The sequence below is a fragment of the Kocuria oceani genome (assembly GCF_029524215.1).
GTDB classification, from domain to species: domain Bacteria; phylum Actinomycetota; class Actinomycetes; order Actinomycetales; family Micrococcaceae; genus Kocuria; species Kocuria oceani.
Map to the genome: position 1 here is coordinate 111,637 of NZ_JARAMH010000006.1, position 17,498 is coordinate 129,134.

At 74.2% G+C, this 17,498-nt stretch carries 14 protein-coding genes and 1 riboswitch; of the genes, 3 read left to right on the plus strand and 11 right to left on the minus strand.

Annotated features, from left to right (window positions below; all coding sequences use genetic code 11):
* Positions 1-66 precede the first annotated feature (66 nt).
* The 4 genes from PU704_RS08650 to PU704_RS08665 form a co-directional block, all read right to left on the minus strand.
* Entirely contained in the window at positions 67-1,398 is a 1,332-nt protein-coding gene (locus tag PU704_RS08650) for a deoxyguanosinetriphosphate triphosphohydrolase (protein ID WP_047801887.1), read from the minus strand.
* 30 nt (positions 1,399-1,428) lie between these two features.
* Positions 1,429-2,616: a tRNA dihydrouridine synthase DusB gene (gene dusB, locus PU704_RS08655; RefSeq protein WP_047801888.1), complete on the minus strand. Its 1,188-nt coding sequence runs from the start codon at positions 2,614-2,616 to the stop codon at positions 1,429-1,431.
* An 81-nt stretch (positions 2,617-2,697) separates the two neighbouring features.
* A complete protein-coding gene (locus PU704_RS08660) occupies positions 2,698-3,684 on the minus strand; it encodes a GNAT family N-acetyltransferase (protein WP_277551012.1) in 987 nt (328 codons plus the stop codon).
* Positions 3,684-5,066: a glycine--tRNA ligase gene (locus PU704_RS08665; protein ID WP_047801890.1), complete on the minus strand. Its 1,383-nt coding sequence runs from the start codon at positions 5,064-5,066 to the stop codon at positions 3,684-3,686. Before PU704_RS08665 ends, PU704_RS08660 begins: the two co-directional genes overlap by 1 nt.
* 232 nt (positions 5,067-5,298) lie before the next feature.
* Here PU704_RS08665 and PU704_RS08670 point away from each other — a divergent pair, with 232 nt between their 5' ends.
* A complete protein-coding gene (locus tag PU704_RS08670) occupies positions 5,299-5,541 on the plus strand; it encodes an RNA-binding S4 domain-containing protein (RefSeq protein WP_075873062.1) in 243 nt (80 codons plus the stop codon).
* Between the two features lie 10 nt (positions 5,542-5,551).
* Here PU704_RS08670 and PU704_RS08675 read toward each other — a convergent pair whose 3' ends face one another.
* Genes PU704_RS08675 through PU704_RS08685 form a run of 3 tightly spaced genes read right to left on the minus strand, consistent with a single transcriptional unit; the run spans position 5,552 to position 8,829 of the window.
* On the minus strand, positions 5,552-6,223 hold the full coding sequence (locus PU704_RS08675) for an alpha/beta hydrolase (RefSeq protein ID WP_277551013.1): 672 nt from the start codon (positions 6,221-6,223) through the stop codon (positions 5,552-5,554).
* Between the two features lie 39 nt (positions 6,224-6,262).
* A complete protein-coding gene (gene metX, locus PU704_RS08680) occupies positions 6,263-7,441 on the minus strand; it encodes a homoserine O-acetyltransferase MetX (protein WP_277551014.1) in 1,179 nt (392 codons plus the stop codon).
* On the minus strand, positions 7,438-8,829 hold the full coding sequence (locus tag PU704_RS08685; RefSeq protein WP_238985956.1) for a bifunctional o-acetylhomoserine/o-acetylserine sulfhydrylase: 1,392 nt from the start codon (positions 8,827-8,829) through the stop codon (positions 7,438-7,440). Before PU704_RS08685 ends, metX begins: the two co-directional genes overlap by 4 nt.
* Positions 8,830-8,907: 78 nt before the next feature.
* Positions 8,908-9,023: riboswitch (SAM riboswitch) on the minus strand.
* Between the two features lie 141 nt (positions 9,024-9,164).
* On the opposite strand from PU704_RS08685, the gene PU704_RS08690 reads away from it, so the two are divergent.
* Positions 9,165-9,803, plus strand: a complete 639-nt coding sequence (locus PU704_RS08690) for a VOC family protein (protein WP_075873059.1) — start codon at positions 9,165-9,167, stop codon at positions 9,801-9,803.
* 37 nt (positions 9,804-9,840) lie between these two features.
* Here the strand turns inward: PU704_RS08690 and PU704_RS08695 are convergent, their stop codons facing one another.
* Positions 9,841-10,620 carry a CPBP family intramembrane glutamic endopeptidase gene (locus PU704_RS08695; RefSeq protein WP_277551015.1) on the minus strand — a complete coding sequence of 260 codons (780 nt, stop codon included), beginning with the start codon at positions 10,618-10,620 and terminating at the stop codon, positions 9,841-9,843.
* Positions 10,621-10,730: 110 nt separating this feature from the next.
* Here PU704_RS08695 and PU704_RS08700 point away from each other — a divergent pair, with 110 nt between their 5' ends.
* Positions 10,731-12,902: a S9 family peptidase gene (locus PU704_RS08700; RefSeq protein WP_277551016.1), complete on the plus strand. Its 2,172-nt coding sequence runs from the start codon at positions 10,731-10,733 to the stop codon at positions 12,900-12,902.
* A 99-nt stretch (positions 12,903-13,001) separates the two neighbouring features.
* Here the strand turns inward: PU704_RS08700 and PU704_RS08705 are convergent, their stop codons facing one another.
* From PU704_RS08705 to gatA, 3 genes are all read right to left on the minus strand, one after another.
* Positions 13,002-14,129, minus strand: a complete 1,128-nt coding sequence (locus PU704_RS08705; RefSeq protein ID WP_277551017.1) for an NAD(P)/FAD-dependent oxidoreductase — start codon at positions 14,127-14,129, stop codon at positions 13,002-13,004.
* 217 nt (positions 14,130-14,346) lie between these two features.
* Positions 14,347-15,861, minus strand: a complete 1,515-nt coding sequence (gene gatB, locus PU704_RS08710; RefSeq protein WP_047803349.1) for an Asp-tRNA(Asn)/Glu-tRNA(Gln) amidotransferase subunit GatB — start codon at positions 15,859-15,861, stop codon at positions 14,347-14,349.
* A complete protein-coding gene (gene gatA, locus PU704_RS08715; RefSeq protein ID WP_277551018.1) occupies positions 15,861-17,498 on the minus strand; it encodes an Asp-tRNA(Asn)/Glu-tRNA(Gln) amidotransferase subunit GatA in 1,638 nt (545 codons plus the stop codon). Before gatA ends, gatB begins: the two co-directional genes overlap by 1 nt.

The window sequence follows — 17,498 nt, forward strand, 5'->3', positions numbered from 1 at the left end:
GGAAGCGCCCTCCGGGGAGACCCAGCTCACATCCGTTGAACGGGATGCTCGGTGCCGCCGCCGGTGTCACCAGAGCGGCTTGTCCCCCACCCGCCAGTGCGTGCCGCGGATCCGGTCGTGGAGGGCCACGGCGGAGAGGTCGGTGAGGGAGGCGATCTGGTCCACCACGAGGCGCAGCCGGGCCGTCTCCGTCCCCGGGCCCTCGCCGATCTCGTGCCAGTCGGCGGCGAAGGCGTGCGAGAGGTAGCGCCCGTCCGAGTCCATGAGCGCGCCCACGAGGATGGAGAGCACCTCCTGCTGGTTGTCGTAGATCGGCTGGGCGTCGCGCACCGTGATGACGTAGGTGGTGGCGATGCCCTTGAGCACCGCGATCTCCACCGCCGTGTCCTGCGGGACGACGAGCTGGGCGTCGTAGCGGGTCAGCGGGTCCTCGCCGTAGATGTCCCGGGTGGCGCCCACCGCGGACATCGCGAAGCGCCCGATGAGCTGGCTCGTCATGTTCTTGAGCCGGGCGAGGTCCTTGCGGGAGCCGTCCATCTCCCGCACCCACAGGGAGGAGTCCTCCAGGCGGGTGAGGGCCGCGTCGAGGACGGCGGGGTCGGCCCCGGGCAGGTACCACCGCCGGGTCATCTCGAGCACCTTGTCCCGCTGGGTGGTGTCGGCCAGCCAGCCCAGCTGCACGTACCCGGAGGCGATCGCGTCCTCGACGTCGTGCACCGAGTAGGAGATGTCGTCGGAGAGATCCATGACCTGGGCCTCCAGGCACTTCGTGCGCGCGGGCGCGCCCTCCCGCAGCCACTCGAACACCGGCAGGTCGTCGGCGTACACCCCGAACTTCGGGGAGCGGGTCCCGTCCGGGCGCAGCGGCGCCTCGTGCGCCTGCCACGGGTACTTGCAGGCGGCGTCCAGCACCGCGCGGGTCAGGTTCAGGCCCGCGGGCGCCCCGGCGTCGTCGAGCACCTTCGGCTCGAGCCGGGTGAGCAGGCGCAGGGTCTGCGCGTTGCCCTCGAAGCCGCCGATGTGCCGGGTCAGCCGGTGCAGGGCCGACTCCCCGTTGTGCCCGAAGGGAGGGTGGCCGAGGTCGTGGGAGAGGCAGGCGGCGTCGACGACGTCGGGGTCGCAGCCGAGCATCCGGCCCAGCTCCCGGCCGATCTGGGCGACCTCCAGGGAGTGGGTCAGGCGGTTGCGCACGAAGTCGTCGGTGTCCGGGGAGACGACCTGCGTCTTGGACGCCAGGCGCCGCAGCCCCGAGGAGTGCAGGATCCGGGCGCGGTCCCGCTCGAAGTCGGAGCGGTACTTGTTGTGGTGGTCCTCCGCCACCCAGCGCGCCACGTCGCGGGCCTCGTAGCCCGGGGCCGGGGAACCGGTGCGGTCGATCTCGATGGACGTGTGGGGCATGCCCGGTCCTCTCTGGTCGGGGAGGGCGGCTCAGCCGCCGGAGACGTCGAGCTCCGCCGCGACCAGGCCCAGCCGCTCGGCGTCGCCCAGTTCGCGGGAGTCCAGCCAGCCCTGCGGCAGGTGCGGCCGCTTGGGCGAGCCGGCCCGTCCGCGCGGCCCCTCGACCGCCGGGCCCGGGTAGCCGAGGGTGAGGTCGAGCTCGGCCAGCAGCTCGCGCAGGGTGGCGAGGTCGGGCACCTGGGCCATCCGCGCCCGCAGCTCCCCGCCCACCGGGTAGCCCTTGAAGTACCAGGCGACGTGCTTGCGGATGTCGCGCAGCCCCTTGGCCTCGTCGCCGAACATCTCGACGAGCAGCTCCGCGTGCCGGTAGATCGTGCGGGCGACCTCGGCGACCCCGGGCCGGAAACGGTCGGGGCGGCCCTCGAAGGCGGCCTGCAGGTCCCCGAACAGCCAGGGCCGGCCCTGGCAGCCGCGGCCGATGACCACGCCGTCCACTCCGGTCTGCTCGACCATGCGCACGGCGTCCTCGGCGCTCCAGATGTCGCCGTTGCCGAGCACGGGAACGTCGGGCAGGGCCTCGCGCAGCTCGGCGATGGCGCTCCAGTCCGCGGTCCCCGAGTAGTGCTGTTCGAGGGTGCGCCCGTGCAGCGACACGGCCGCGACGCCGAGGTCCCGGGCGATCCGGCCGGCCTCGAGGTGGGTGAGGTGGGCGTCGTCGATGCCCTTGCGCATCTTGACGGTCACGGGGACGTCGCCGCGGGAGGCCTCCTCCACGGCGGTGCGCACGATGGCGGTGAACAGGTCGGTCTTCCAGGGCAGGGCCGACCCGCCGCCGCGCTTGGTGACCTTGGGCACGGGGCAGCCGAAGTTGAGGTCGATGTGGTCGGCGCGGTCCTCCTCCACGACCATGCGCACGGCCCGGCCGACGTGGACGGCGTCCACCCCGTAGATCTGGATGGAGCGGGGGGTCTCGTCCGGGTCGTGGTCGATGATCCGCATGGACTCGGGCCGGCGCTCCACGAGGGCGCGGGCGGTGACCATCTCGGTGACGTAGAGCCCGCCGCCGTACTCCCGGCACAGCCGGCGGAACGCCTTGTTGGTCACCCCGGCCATGGGGGCCAGCACCACGGGCACGTCGATCGTGAGGCCGCCCAGCTGCAGCGGCGGCAGGTCGAGCCGGGCGGGCCCGGGCAGGGTGTCGGTCGGTCGCGTATCCATCACCGGGGAATTCTCTCACGGACGGCCGACGGGCCGGGCCCCGGGACCGTGGTCCCGGGGCCCGGCCCGTGCCGCAGCAGCTCAGGCCGCGGGCGGCTCCGCGAGGACCACGGTGGTCTCCACGACCGTGGCCGCGCCGGCGGCGAGCAGGTTCTCGACGACGGTGGTCAGCGGCGCCATGGACCCGTCCACCTGGAACTGCACCGGGTGCTGGTGGGCCAGCAGAGCCAGCAGCCGCTCCAGCGCCGGTCCCGCCGCGGCGTCCTCCGGGGTCCAGCCGAGCACCACGTGCGCCGGGGCGTCCTCGGCCGTCCGCCCCGCGTCCGGCTCCGGGCCGCCGCCGGGGGCGGCGTCCAGCTCGACCGGTCGGTAGCTGACGGCGAAGGCCGAGATCCGCCCCCGCTCCCCCGCCGCCACGCCGTTGCGCAGCACCAGGGCCCCGTACGCGTGCGCGGCGTCGGAGAGGAACAGCTGGTTGACCCGCCCGATCGGCAGCTCGGCCGGCCGGTCCCAGGCGTGCACGGAGCGGTAGAAGTCCCACAGCGCCCGGGTGAGCTCCACGGAGCCGGTGGCCAGGTCCTCCACGGCCTGGGCCGGCGTGCCGTCGGGGTGCTCGCGCAGCGGCTGCAGCGGCAGCGCCCCGGCTCCGACGCGGACCACCGTGGAGACCTGGACGGGCTCCAGGCCGGCCGCGCGGGCGAACCGCTCCCCCGCCGAGCCGGGCTCGGCCTTGGTGCGCAGCGCCCGCACGCCCGAGGGCGAGTCCGCCGCCTCGGCGCGCAGCCGCTCCAGCAGGGCCCGGCCGATGCCCTCGCCGCGGCGGTCGGGGGCGACCTCGACGTAGACCCACAGCCGCAGGGGGTGCAGCGCCGACTCGTAGACGGTCCCGGCGGCGACCGGCACCCCGGCGTCCTCCGCGACCACGGTCCGCGACCACGGGGTGTCGGCGTCGGGGCGCAGCACGGCGCGGAACGCGGCGGCCTGCGGGGTCTCCGGGTCCGGCCACACCTCCAGCAGCCGCAGGTCGTCGCCGTCCCGCCAGGGGCGCAGGGTGAGCGCGGCGCTCATCAGCGGACGAGCTTCCCGGCGAGGTAGGACTTCACCTGGTCCAGGGCCACGCGCTCCTGGGTCATGGCGTCCCGCTCGCGGATGGTCACGGCCTGGTCCTCGAGGGTGTCGAAGTCCACGGTGATGCAGTACGGGGTGCCGATCTCGTCCTGGCGGCGGTAGCGGCGCCCGATCGCCCCGGAGTCGTCGAAGTCGATGTTCCAGTTCCGGCGCAGCTCGGCGGCCAGGTCCCGGGCCTTCGGCGAGAGCTCCTCGTTGCGGGACAGCGGCAGGACGGCGGCCTTGACCGGGGCCAGCCGCGGGTCCAGCTTCAGCACGGTGCGCTTGTCCACCCCGCCCTTGGAGTTGGGCGCCTCGTCCTCGGTGTAGGCGTCCACCAGGAAGGCCATCATCGAGCGGGTCAGCCCGAAGGAGGGCTCGATCACGTAGGGCACGTAGCGCTCGTTGGTCTGCTGGTCGAAGTAGCTGAGGTCGGCGTTGGAGTGCTGGTTGTGCACGCCGAGGTCGTAGTCGGTGCGGTTGGCCACGCCCATGAGCTCGCCCCACGGGTTGCCCTGGAAGCCGAACCGGTACTCGATGTCGATCGTCCCGGCGGAGTAGTGCGCGCGGTCGTCCTCGGGGACGTCGTAGCGGCGCATGTGGTCGGGGTCGATGCCGAGGTCGGTGAACCAGCTCCAGCACGCCTCGACCCACTCGTCGAACCAGTGCCCGGCCTCGGAGGGGTGGGTGAAGTACTCGATCTCCATCTGCTCGAACTCGCGGGTGCGGAAGATGAAGTTGCCCGGGGTGATCTCGTTGCGGAAGGCCTTGCCGATCTGGCCGATGCCGAACGGCGGCTTCTTGCGCGAGGCGGTGACCACGTTGTTGAAGTTCACGAAGATGCCCTGCGCGGTCTCGGGCCGGAGGTAGTGCAGGCCCTCCTCGTTGTCGACCGGGCCGAGGAAGGTCTTCAGCAGGCCGGAGAACTGCTGGGGCTCGGTCCACTGGCCCTTGGTGCCGCAGTTGGGGCAGGGGATCTCGGCCATCCCGTTCTCCGGGGCACGGCCCTTCTTCTCCTCGAACGCCTCGATCAGGTGGTCCTGGCGGGCGCGCCGGTGGCAGGAGGTGCACTCCACGAGCGGGTCCGTGAAGGTGGCCACGTGCCCGGAGGCCTCCCAGACGGCCTTCGGCAGGATGATCGAGGAGTCGAGGCCCACCATGTCCTCGCGCCCGCGCACGAAGGTCTGCCACCACTCGCGCTTGATGTTCTCCTTGAGCTCGGCGCCGAGGGGCCCGTAGTCCCAGGCGGAGCGGGAGCCGCCGTAGATCTCACCCGCCTGGAACACGAAACCGCGGCGCTTGGCCAGCGAGATGACGTTGTCCAACGTGGACTTGGGGGCCATGGGGATCACTCCAGGTTCTCGCCCGACCGCCGGCTGCGGACGCGCGTGGTGGGTTGCGTAGCCCGGCGGGTCGCCGCCGGGAATGCGGCCGTCGTCGGCCGTCACGGATCGGGACGCCGCGGGCGGCGTCCCCGACCCAGGGTAGCCAATCGCCGGGACCGTCGCCGACCGGCGGAACGGGGGCGGGTGCCGCTGCGGCCCGCCGGCCGCCAGGACCTGGGACACTGGGGGCATGACGAGCTCCCCGACGCCCCGGCACACCGACGACCTGCCCATCCGCGACGACATGATCCGGCTCGGCCAGGCCCTGAAGCTGGCCAACCTCGCCGAGGACGGCGCCCAGGCCCGCTCCCTCGTGGAGGAGGGGCGGGTGAGCGTCAACGGCGAGGTCGAGACGCGGCGCGGCCGGCAGCTGCATCCGGGCGACGTGGTCTCGACCGGGGACGCCGCCGTCCGGATCACCGCGGGCGGCTGAGCGTCCGGGGTCAGCCCCCCAGGACCACGTGGGTGAGGTACTCCCGCACGTGGCGCAGCTCCTGGGGGCTGATCCCGTGGCCCACCCCGGTGTAGTGCACCTTCATGACGTCGGCGTGCTCGAGCATCCACTCGGCCGTGCTGTCGACGAGGTGCTGCGGAATGACCGGGTCCTGCGGGTCGCGGCCCCAGAACATCGGCAGGGGACGCTCGCGCAGCCGCTCGTCCGCGAAGGCTGCGTGCTCGCCCGGCACCACGAACCCGGACAGGCCCACCACCGCGGCGATCTCCCCGGGCAGGGCGCGCGCCAGCGAGGTGGCCATCGCCATGCCCTGCGAGAAGCCCAGCAGCGTGATGCTGGAGTGCTCCGCGGCGCGCTCGCGCAGCCAGGCGGCCACGGGCGCCACCGCCTCGGCGACGCGCTCGGCGGAGAAGCTGAGGTCGGCCGCGAGCGGGAACCACTGGAAGCCCAGCTGCGCGGGCTGGGGCGCGCGCAGGGAGGCCACGCTGAACTCGCCCGGCAGCTCCGGGACGAGGCCCATCAGGTCGTGCTCGTGCGAGCCGTAGCCGTGCAGCAGCACGAGCAGCGGGGTGCCGGGGCGGGCGGCGGGGTCGGTGCTCCACACGGCGTGCGGGGTGGTCGCGTGCGGGGCGGTTCCGGTCGGGGCGGGGGCGTCGGTCATGGCACCAGTGTGCCACCCGCGGCGCCGCCCGCCCGGGCGTCAGGGGCGGGCCAGCACGGTCTCCACGAGCAGCTTCCCCACCTGCGGCGCCTCGATGAGGAACCCGTCGTGCCCGGACGGGGACGTGAGGGTGTGCCGCCGGACGTCCCCGGGCAGGGCGGCGGCCAGGACGTCGGACTCGCGCGGGAGGTACAGGCGGTCGGAGTCGACCGCGGCCACCAGCCACTCGCACGAGGTCACCGACAGGGCCTCCTCCAGCGTGCCGCGGCCGCGGCAGACGTCGTGGGACATGAGCGTCTCGTTGACGGCGAGGTAGCTGTTGGCGTCGAACCGGCCCGCGAGCTTGGAGGCCTGGTGGTCGAGGTAGCTCTCGACCTGGTAGCGCCCGCGGCCCCCGGGGTGGGTGCCGATCACCTGCTCCTCGGCCTGCGGGGTGCGCCCGAACCGGTGGTGCAGCTCGTCGGCGGAGCGGTAGGTGATGTGGGCGATCCGCCGGGCCAGGCCCAGCCCGGTCACCGGGAAGGGCCCGTCGTAGTAGTCCCCGCCCCGGAAGTCCGGGTCCTGGCGGATCGCGAGGTTCTGCGCCTGCCCCCAGGCGAGCTGCTCGGCGCTGGACTGGGGGCACGCGGCGACCACCGCGCAGGCCCGGACCCGCTCGGGGTAGGTCACCGCCCACTCCAGGGCGCGCGCCCCGCCCATGGACCCGCCGATGACCAGGCGCCACGTGTCGATGCCCAGGGCGTCGGCCAGGGCGGCCTCCGCGCGCACGGAGTCCCGCACGGTGACCAGGGGGAAGCGGGAGCCCCAGGGCCGGCGCTCGGGGTCCACCTCGGCCGGGGCCGGGGTGGACGGTCCCGTGGAGCCGTAGCAGCCGCCCACGATGTTGGCGCACACCACGAAGTAGCGGTCGGTGTCGATGGCGGCGCCGGGGCCGACCAGGCCGTCCCACCAGCCGCCGCTCTGGGCGGCGCGGCGCTGCGTCTCCGGGGCCCCGGGCCGGGCCCTCCCGGCGGCGACGTGGGTGTCCCCGGTCAGGGCGTGCTCCACGAGCACCGCGTTGGAGCCGTCCGGGGCGAGCACGCCCCAGGTCTCGTAGGCGATCCGGACCTCCGGCAGCCGGAAGCCGGACTCCAGCTCCAGGGTGCCGATCTCGGCGTGCCGCGGCACGCCGTCCTCGCGCACGTCCGCGCCGGCGCCGCGCAGCACCGTCACGCTCACTCCTGCCCTCCGGCCGCGGCCGCGGCCGCGGCGAAGCCCTGCTCCAGGTCCGCCAGGATGTCCGTGACGTTCTCCAGCCCCACGGACAGGCGCACGAAGCCGGGCTCCACCCCCGCCGCGAGCTGCTCCTCGGGCAGCAGCTGGCTGTGCGTGGTGGACGCGGGATGGATCACCAGGGAGCGGACGTCGCCGATGTTCGCCACGTTGGAGTGCAGCGTCAGGGCGTCCACGAAGGCCGCGCCGGCCGCCCGGCCGCCCTCGAGGACGAACCCGAGGACGGAGCCGGCGCCGCGGGGCGCGTACTTGCGCGCCCGGTCGTGCCAGGGCGAGGACTCCAGCCCCGCCCAGCTCACCGAGCGGACGTCCTCCCGCGCCTCCAGCCAGCGGGCCACCTCCCCGGCGTTGGCCACGTGGCGCTCCATGCGCAGCGACAGCGTCTCGATGCCCTGCTCGATGAGGAAGGCGTTGAACGGGGAGATCGCCGAGCCGAGGTCGCGCAGCAGCTGCACCCGGGCCTTGAGGATGTAGGAGAGGTTGACCCCGAACGCGCCCTCCGCGCCGAGGGCCTGGGCGTAGACGAGCCCGCCGTAGGACTCGTCGGGCTCGTTGAAGCCGGGGAAGCGCTCCGGGTACCGGCCGAAGTCGAAGGCGCCGGAGTCCACGATCACGCCGCCGATCGCGGTGCCGTGCCCGCCCATGAACTTCGTGGCGGAGTGCACCACGATGTCCGCGCCCCAGCGGAACGGCTGGACGAGGTAGGGGGTCGCCACCGTGTTGTCCACGATGAGCGGGACCTCGTGGTCGTGGGCGATCCCGGAGACCGTCTCGATGTCGAGGACGTCGTTGCGCGGGTTCGGGATGGTCTCGGCGTAGAACGCCTTGGTGTTCGGGCGCACGGCCCGCCGCCAGGCCTCCGGGTCGTCCGGGTCGGTCACGAAGGTGGTCTCGATGCCGAGCTTGGGCAGCGTGAACTTGAGGAGGTTGTACGTCCCGCCGTACAGGCTCGGGCTGGCCACCACGTGGTCCCCCGCCCCGGCGAGGTTGAGCACCGCGAACGTCGTGGCCGACTGCCCGGCGCTGAGCATCAGGGCGCCCACCCCGCCCTCCAGGGCGCTGATGCGGTTCTCCACGACCTCCGTGGTCGGGTTGCCGATGCGGGTGTAGATGGGTCCCAGCTCCGCGAGCGCAAAGCGGTCCGCGGCGGCCTGGGCGTCGGGGAAGACGAAGGACGTGCTCTGGTGGATGGGCAGGGCGCGGGAGCCGGTCACCGGATCGGGGCGCTGGCCGGCGTGGATCTGCTGGGTCTCGAACGACCAGCCGGCCGGGTGCTCGGGGGTGGGCAGCGCGGTCGCGGTGCGGTCGGCCGTGGAAGCAGTGGACTCGGACATGCCGGGAGACTCCTTGCGGGTGTCAGGGGTCCGGTGTCCGACCGTGGTGGTGCTGCCGTGCGACGGCCGGGCACCGAGGACCCGCGCTTGCTCGCTCGCCGGTCGCGAGGAGCCCGGTCTTCACCCAGGGCACCCCACCGCGGTGGAGGGTTGCCGGCCAGCTAGCTGGGGCTTGGACGCTGGCGCTCATGACCTGGACAGCATTCTCCGGATTCGGGCGACACGGCGTCAAGCCGGGGTGCGGCGAGCGCCCCGCGCACGCGCCGGACGGGCCGGGGAGCAGCCCGCCGGGGACCGATTTGGAGACGAAAGTCACACGGTGCCACGATGAGCCCATGAGAGTCGACCACGTGTCCTACGCCTGCCGCCCGGAGGGCCTGACGGCCACCACCGAGCGCATTGCCGACCAGCTCGGGATCGAGCCGGTCAAGGGTGGGGTGCACCCCCGTTTCGGCACCCGCAACATGATCCTTCCGCTCACCAACCACCAGTACGTCGAGGTCGTCGAGGTCCTCGAGCACCCCGCGGCGGAGAAGGCCCCGTTCGGCCGGGCCGTGCGCGCCCGCTCCGAGGCCGGCGGCGGCTGGCTGGGCTGGGTCGTCGAGGTCGACGACCTCGCGCCCTTCGAGCAGCGCCTCGGCCGGCACGCGGTGCCCGGCCACCGGGTCTTTCCCGACGGCCGGTGCCTGGAGTGGCACCAGATCGGCGTCAAGGGCCTGATCGCCGACCCCCAGCTGCCGTTCATGGTGCGCTTCGACTCGGCCCCGGAGATGCACCCGTCCCAGGCGCGGATCACCGACGTGGCCCTCGCCGGGATGTGCATCGCCGGGGCGCCCGAGCGGGTGGCCGAGTGGCTGGGCGCGCCCGTGGAGACCGCGCTCGAGGACCTGGCGGTGGAGTGGCGCTATCCGGAGGGCACGCCCGGGCTGCTCTCGGTGTCCTTCGGCACCCCCGACGGGCTGGTCACGATCTGAGGCGCCGGCCGGGGCGGGCCCGCACGGCGGGCCCGCCTCAGCCGAGCAGCCGGCCGACGCCCAGGAAGCCCACGGCGTCCAGCAGGAAGTGCGCGACGACGAGGGGCATGACCCGCCCGGTGCGCCGGTAGAGCTCGGCGAAGACCAGGCCCATCACCACGTTGCCGAGGAAGGGCCCGATGCCCTGGTATAGGTGGTAGCTGCCGCGGAACAGCGCCGTGACCACCAGCACCACCGGCCAGCGCCAGCCGATGCGGGTGAGCCGGTCGGTCAGGAACGCGACCACCACCACCTCCTCGACCAGGGCGTGGCGCAGCGCGGAGAGCAGCAGCACCGGCACCGTCCACCAGTGCTCGGCCAGCCCGGAGGTCGTCACCTCCGCGGTGAGGCCCAGGGCGCGGCCGGCCGCGTAGAGGGCCAGGGTGCCCAGCCCCATGACGAGGAACAGGACGGTGCCCAGCCCGAGGTCCGGGACCGGCATCCGGGCGTCGAGCCCGATCCGCCGCCGCACCGTGCCCAGCGCGCCGGCGGAGCCGGCGAGCAGGTACAGCGCCAGCAGCACCGGGACCAGGTCCAGGCCGATGCCCGTGAGCTGGCGCAGCAGGTCGATCAGCGGCTGCACGCTCAGCGGCGGGTTCATCGTGGCCTGCGCCTCCGAGAGCGGGCCGCGGGCCAGCTGCTCGGCCAGGGAGAGCACCGCGTAGAGCGCGGAGGCGCCCAGGGAGACCCCCAGCACGAGGACCACCTGCATCCACAGGTCGGCGCGGGTGGAGCCGAAGGCCGGCGGGCGCGGGGCGAGGTGTGCGGGGGTGCTCATGCGGCCATTCTGGCACCGCCCGGGCGGACCGCCGGGTCGCGGGCCCCTCGCCGGCGCCGCGCCCCCGGGCCGGCCAGCGGCGGGCGGGGTGCCTTCCCTAGGATGGGCACATGACAGCTCTTCCCCCGCAGATCCGCCGGCAGCCCGCCGAGCGCACCTTCCACGGCCACCTGTTCTCCGATCCCTACGAGTGGATGCGGGCGAAGGAGTCCCCGGAGGTGCTCGCCCACCTCACCGCGGAGAACGAGTACGCGGAGGCCCGCACGGCCCACCTGGCCGGGCTGCGGGAGTCGATCTTCGGGGAGATCAAGGGCCGCACCCAGGAGACCGACCTGTCGGTGCCGAACCGGCGCGGGGACTGGTGGTACTTCTCCCGCACGGTGGAGGGCGGCGCGCACCAGGTGTTCTGCCGGGTGCCGGCCGCGACCACCGGGGACGTCCTCGCGGACTGGACCCCGCCCGTCGTCGGGCCCGGGACCCCCATGGCGGGCGAGCAGGTGCTGCTCGACGCCAACGCGGAGTCCGCGAAGCACGAGTTCTACTCCCTCGGCAGCTTCGACGTCTCCGAGGACGGGGAGCTGCTGGCCTGGGCCGAGGACGTCACCGGGGACGAGCGCTTCACCCTGCGCGTGCGCGACCTCACCACCGGGGCGCTGCTCGCCGACGAGATCCCCGGCACCTTCTACGGGTCCTTCCTCACCCCCGACGCCCGCGCGGTCTACTACACCGTGGTGGACGAGTCCTGGCGGCCCCACCAGCTGCGCCGCCACGTCCTGGGCACCCCGGTGGCCGAGGACGTCGTGGTCCACGAGGAGGCCGACCCGGGTCTGTGGCTGGGCGCGGGGCTGTCCGCGGACCGGCGCTGGATCGTGGTGGAGGCCATGTGCTCGGAGTTCTCCGAGCAGCTGATCCAGCCGGTGGCGGACCCGCAGGCCCCGCTGCAGGTGGTGCTGCCGCGCACCGACCGGGTGCTCTACGAGGCCGAGCCCTTCCTGCTGGACGGCCGCGAGCAGATCCTGCTGACCCACGACCACGAGGCCCCGAACTCCCGGGTCTCGCTCATGGACCCGGCCGACCTCGGCCGCCCGGTCGCGGAGGTGGACCTGCGCGACGTCGTCCCGGCCTCGGACACCGTGCGGGTCAACGGCTGCGCCGTCACGGCCACGCACCTGGTGGTCTCCGTGCGGGCGGAGACCACGCTGCGGGTGCGGCTGCTGCCCCTCGCGGGCCTCGGCACGGAGGCCCAGGCGGCGGCCGTGGAGCCGGCCTTCGCGGAGCAGCTCTACACCGCCGGAGTGGCCGCCGCCGAGCACGACGCCCCCGTGCTGCGGCTGTCCTACACCTCCTTCACCACGCCCCCGCGCGTCTACGACGTCTTCCCCGCCGGCGCGACCGGCGCCGACGACGCCCTGCCCGCCGAGCCCGTGCTGCGCCGGGAGACCACCGTGCTCGGCGGCTACGACCCCGGCGACTACACGGTGGAGCGGGACTGGGCCACCGCCGCGGACGGCACCCGCATCCCCGTCTCCCTGGTCCGCCGGGCGGACCTGGACCCCGCGGTGCCGGCCCCGGTGGTGCAGTACGCCTACGGCTCCTACGAGCACAGCACCGACCCGGGCTTCTCCGTCTCCCGGCTGTCCCTGCTGGACCGCGGCGTGGTCTGGGCGGTCGCCCACGTGCGCGGCGGCGGCGAGCTGGGCCGGTCCTGGTACGAGGAGGGCAAGAAGCTGCACAAGGTCAACACCTTCACCGACTACGTGGCGGTGACCGACCACCTGGCCGCCCGCCCGGACCTCGACGAGCGGCGGATCCTGGTGATGGGCGGGTCCGCGGGCGGCCTGCTCGTGGGCGCGGTGCTCAACCTGGCCCCCGAGAAGTACTGCGGCGCGCTGGCGGCCGTGCCGTTCGTGGACCCGCTGACCTCCATCCTCGACCCCTCGCTGCCCCTCACGGCCCTGGAGTGGGAGGAGTGGGGCAACCCGATCGAGGACAGCCACGTCTACCGGTACATGCGCGACTACTCCCCCTACGAGAACGTCCGCCCGCTGCCGTATCCCCCGGTCCTGGCCGTGACCAGCCTCAACGACACCCGGGTGCTCTACGTGGAGCCGGCCAAGTGGGTCGCCGCCCTGCGGGAGGCCACGACCTCCGGCCACTCCGTGCTGCTGCGCTGCGAGATGGCCGGCGGCCACGGCGGGGCGTCCGGACGCTACGCGCAGTGGAAGGACACCGCCTGGGAGTACGCTTGGGTGCTGGACCGGATGGGACTGGCCGGCGCCTGAGCGGCCGGCGCGGGGGCCGGCTCCCCGCGCCGCGGCGGCGTCTCCCGCGGTCCTCGAGCGCCGGAGCGTGCCGCCGCCCTGGGCCCGAGGCCCCCGAGGTCAGGAGAGCGGCTGCTCGGTGCGGAAGCGCACCGGGTCCAGGGCGGCGGCGGTCTCCCGGGAGCACCACGGGCCCACCGCGCCGTCCCCGAGCAGGTCCGCGGCGGCGCGGGCCATGGCCGTGCTCGTCTGGAAGCCGTAGCCGGACTGGCCGGCCAGCCAGAGCAGGCCCGGGACCTCCGGGTCGAACCCGCACACCGGCACGCCGTCCGGGGACTCGGTGCGCAGCCCGGTCCAGGCCCGCTCGATCCCGGTGGCGCCCAGCGACGTCACGGTGTTGAGCCGGGCCACGAGGTCCTCGACGTCCTCGCGCACCGGCTGCGCGTCGCACGGCTCGCTCGGCACCGCCTCGGACGGGGAGACCAGCGCCCCGTCCCCGGCCCGCCGGTAGTACCAGCCGGAGTCCGCGGCGACGACCATGGGGTGGTCCGGGGCCAGGGGCTTGGCGAGACGGACGAGGGCCGCGGTGCGCCGCAGCGGGCGCAGCCCGAGCGGTGCGGCGCCGAACCGGCCCGCCACCTCGTCCGCCCAGGCGCCCGCGGCCACGACGACGCGGCGGACGCGGACCTCCTGCCCGCCCACCGCGGCGCGCCAGCCCTCGCCGTCGGGTGCGGCCGCGGTGACCGGCGCTCCGGTGAGGATCCGCACCCCGGCCGCCGCCGCGCGCGCCCGGTGCCAGGCCACGAGGGCGCCGGCGTCGGTGCGCACCGAGGTGTCGTCGAGCAGCCCGCCCGCCACCTCCTCCGGCGGGGAGCTGGCCAGCTCGGGGCACAGCTCCACCAGGGCGGGGCGGGAGAGCTGCCGCAGCCCCGGGACGGCCTCCGCGCGCAGCCCGGCCGCGGTGCCCACGAGCACCATGCGGCTGGGCCAGGCCAGGGGGCGCGGCGGTGCCGGGCTCGGGTCCAGGAGCCCGGCGACGGTGGCGGCGGTGAGCTCGCGCACGGGTGCGGGACCGTAGCTGGGGATGAGCTGCTCGGCGGAGCGCCCGGAGGTGTGGTGGGCCAGGGCCGGCTCGGCCTCGGCGAGCACGATCCCGGCGCCGCTGCCCCGCCGCTCGGCCAGGGCGGAGGCCAGGGACAGCCCGGCGATGCCGCCGCCGATGATGAGCACGTCCTGCACAGGGTCCATCCGCCCATGCTCGCACGCCGCCCGGGGCCCGTGCTCGTCCCCCGCGGACCCGGCCGAGGGAGGCCTCGCCAGGAGGAAACATCGGAAGGAAACACCGGGAGGAAACGCGGGGAGCAAACGCCGGGAGCGCCCACAGGAGGGGAAGCGCCGAGGGGCCGCGGGCCGCCGGAGCCCGTGACGGTCTCCGGCGGCCCGCGGCCCCTCGCGGGACGGGTGGTCAGCCCTGCACGCCGAGCTTCTCCAGGATCAGCTCCCGCACCCGGGCGGCGTCGGCCTGGCCGCGGGTGGCCTTCATGACCGGGCCGATGAGCGCGCCCACGGCCTGCACCTTGCCGGCCTGGACCTTCGCGACGACGTCGGGCATCTGCGCCATGGCGTCGTCGATCGCCGCAGTGAGCACGCTGTCGTCGGAGACGACCGCCAGACCGCGCTGCTCGACGACCTCGGCCGGGGAGCCCTCGCCCTCCAGGACGTGGGCGAGGACCTTCTTGGCCAGCTTGTCGTTGATCTTGCCGGCGCCGATGAGCCCGTCGAGCTCGACGACGTGCTGCGGGGTGACCCCCAGCTCCGCGATCTCGACCTCCCGCTGCTTGGCCAGGCGGGCGATCTCGCCCATCCACCACTTGCGGGCCGCGGCCGGGGCGGCCCCGGCCGCGACGGTCTGCTCGATCTCGTCGAGCACGCCCGCGTTGACGACGTCGCGGAACTCCTCGTCCGAGAAGCCCCAGGCGGCCTGCAGCCGTTTGCGGCGCTCGGCCGGGGGCTCGGGCAGCTCCGCCCGCAGCCGCTCGATCCACGCCTCGTCCGTCACGACCGGCACGAGGTCCGGCTCGGGGAAGTAGCGGTAGTCGTCGGCGTCGGACTTCGGCCGCCCGCTGGTGGTGGAGCGGGTGTCCTCGTGCCAGTGCCGGGTCTCCTGCACGATGGTCCCGCCGCCGTCCAGGACGGCGGCGTGCCGCTGGATCTCGAAGCGCACGGCGCGCTCGACGGCGCGCAGCGAGTTCACGTTCTTCGTCTCGGAGCGGGTGCCGAATGTGGACGCGCCCTTGGGCATGAGGGACACGTTGGCGTCGCAGCGGACGTTGCCGCGCTCCATCCGGGCGTCCGAGATGCCGAGGTTCTTGACGATCTCGCGGATGACGGTCACGTAGGCGCGCGCCAGCTCGGGGGCCCGGGAGCCGGCGCCCACGATCGGCTTGGTCACGATCTCGATCAGCGGCACCCCGGCGCGGTTGTAGTCCACCAGGGAGAAGTCGGCGCCCTGGATGCGGCCGGCGGCCCCGCCCAGGTGGGTGAGCTTGCCGGCGTCCTCCTCCATGTGGGCGCGCTCGATCTCGACGGTGAACACCGTCCCGTCCTCCAGCTCCACGTCGACGGAGCCGTTCTCGGCGATCGGCTCGTCGTACTGGGAGGTCTGGAAGTTCTTCGGGGTGTCCGGGTAGAAGTAGTTCTTCCGGGCGAAGTGGGACACCGGGCGGATCTCGCAGCCCAGGGCCAGGCCGAGCTTGATCGCCGACTCCACGGCCACCCGGTTGACCACGGGCAGCACCCCGGGCAGGCCCAGGGAGACGGGGGTGACGTTGGTGTTCGGCTCGTCGCCGAAGACGTTGGGGGCGGCGTCGAACATCTTGGTCCGCGTGTTCAACTCCACGTGGACCTCGAAGCCGAGGACGGGGTCGTACTTCTCCATGGCCTCGTCGAAGGACAGGACCTCTTCGGTGGTCTGGGTCATCAGCGGGCTCCTCCCCGGACGGGTGCGGACAGGGTGGACTCGGCGGCCAGGTCGCGGACCAGCGCGGCGGTGTCGGGCAGGTCCTTCCACAGGGGCCCGCCCCAGCGGTCGGCGAGCAGGGCTTCCAGGCCGGCGCCGGCGCGGTAGAGCCGGGCGTCCTCCCGGGCCGGGGCCATGAACTGGATGCCCACGGGCAGCCCGTCCTCGGGGGCGAGGCCACCGGGGACGGAGATCGCGGGCACGCCGGCCAGGTTGGTGGGGATGGTCGCGATGTCGTTGAGGTACATCTGCATGGGGTCCGCGGACTCGTCCACGGCGCCGCGCTCGAAGGCCGTGGTCGGCGCCGTCGGGGAGACGAGCACGTCCACCTGCTCGAAGGCGGCGGCGAAGTCGCGCTGCACCAGGGTGCGGACCTTCTGCGCCGAGCCGTAGTAGGCGTCGTAGTAGCCGGCGGACAGGGCGTAGGTGCCCAGGATGATGCGCCGCTTGACCTCCGCGCCGAAGCCGGCGGCCCGCGTGGCGCCCATCACCCGCTCGATGGTCAGCGGCCCGCCCTCGGGCAGCACGCGGTGGCCGAAGCGCACGCCGTCGTACTTGGCGAGGTTCGAGGAGACCTCCGAGGACATGATCAGGTAGTAGGCCCCCAGGGCGTAGCGGAAGTTCGGGGTGGAGACCTCCACGATCTCGGCGCCGGCCGAGCGCAGCAGCTCCACGGCCTCGCCGAAGCGCTGCTGGACGCCGGGCTGGAAGCCCTCGCCCGTGAGCTCCCGGACCACGCCCACGCGCAGTCCTTTCAGCCCGCCCTCCGCGGCCCCGGCCCGGGCCTGGGCGGCGAGGGGCCCGGCCGAGCCCGGCAGCGAGGTGGAGTCCTGCGGGTCGTGCCCGCCCACCACCTCGTGCAGCAGCGCGGCGTCGAGCACCGTCCGGGCCACCGGGCCCACCTGGTCCAGGGAGGACGCCATGGCGATCACGCCGTAGCGGGAGACCCCGCCGTAGGTCGGCTTCACGCCCACCGAGCCGGTCAGGGCCGCCGGCTGGCGGATGGACCCGCCGGTGTCGGTGCCCAGGGCCAGGGGCGCCTGGAAGGCGGTGACGGCCGCGGCGGAGCCGCCGCCGGAGCCCCCCGGGATCCGGGCGAGGTCCCACGGGTTGCGGGTGTCGCCGAACGCGGAGTGCTCGTTGGAGGAGCCCATCGCGAACTCGTCCAGGTTCGTCTTGCCGAGCACGGGCATGCGCGCCGCGCGCAGCCGGCGGGTCACGGTGGCGTCGTAGGGGCTCATCCAGCCCTCGAGCATCCGGGAGGCCGCGGTGGTGGGCTGGCCCTTGGTGACGATGAGGTCCTTGACCGCGATCGGCACGCCGGCCAGCTCGGGCAGCTCCTCGCCGCGGGCGCGGGCGGCGTCCACCTCGGCGGCCACGGACAGGGCCTCCTCGGTGTTCACGTGCAGGAAGGCGTTGAGCCCGCTCTTGCCGCGGCTGCGGTCGGCGGGGTCGACGGGAGCGCCGTCGGTGTCCCGGATGCGGTCCAGGTGCGCCTGGACGGCCTCCACGGAGCTGACCTCGCCGGCGGCGAGCTGCTGGGCGAGCTCGGCGGCCGAGAGGCCGGCGACGCCCTGGGGGGTACCGGTGGTCGTCAT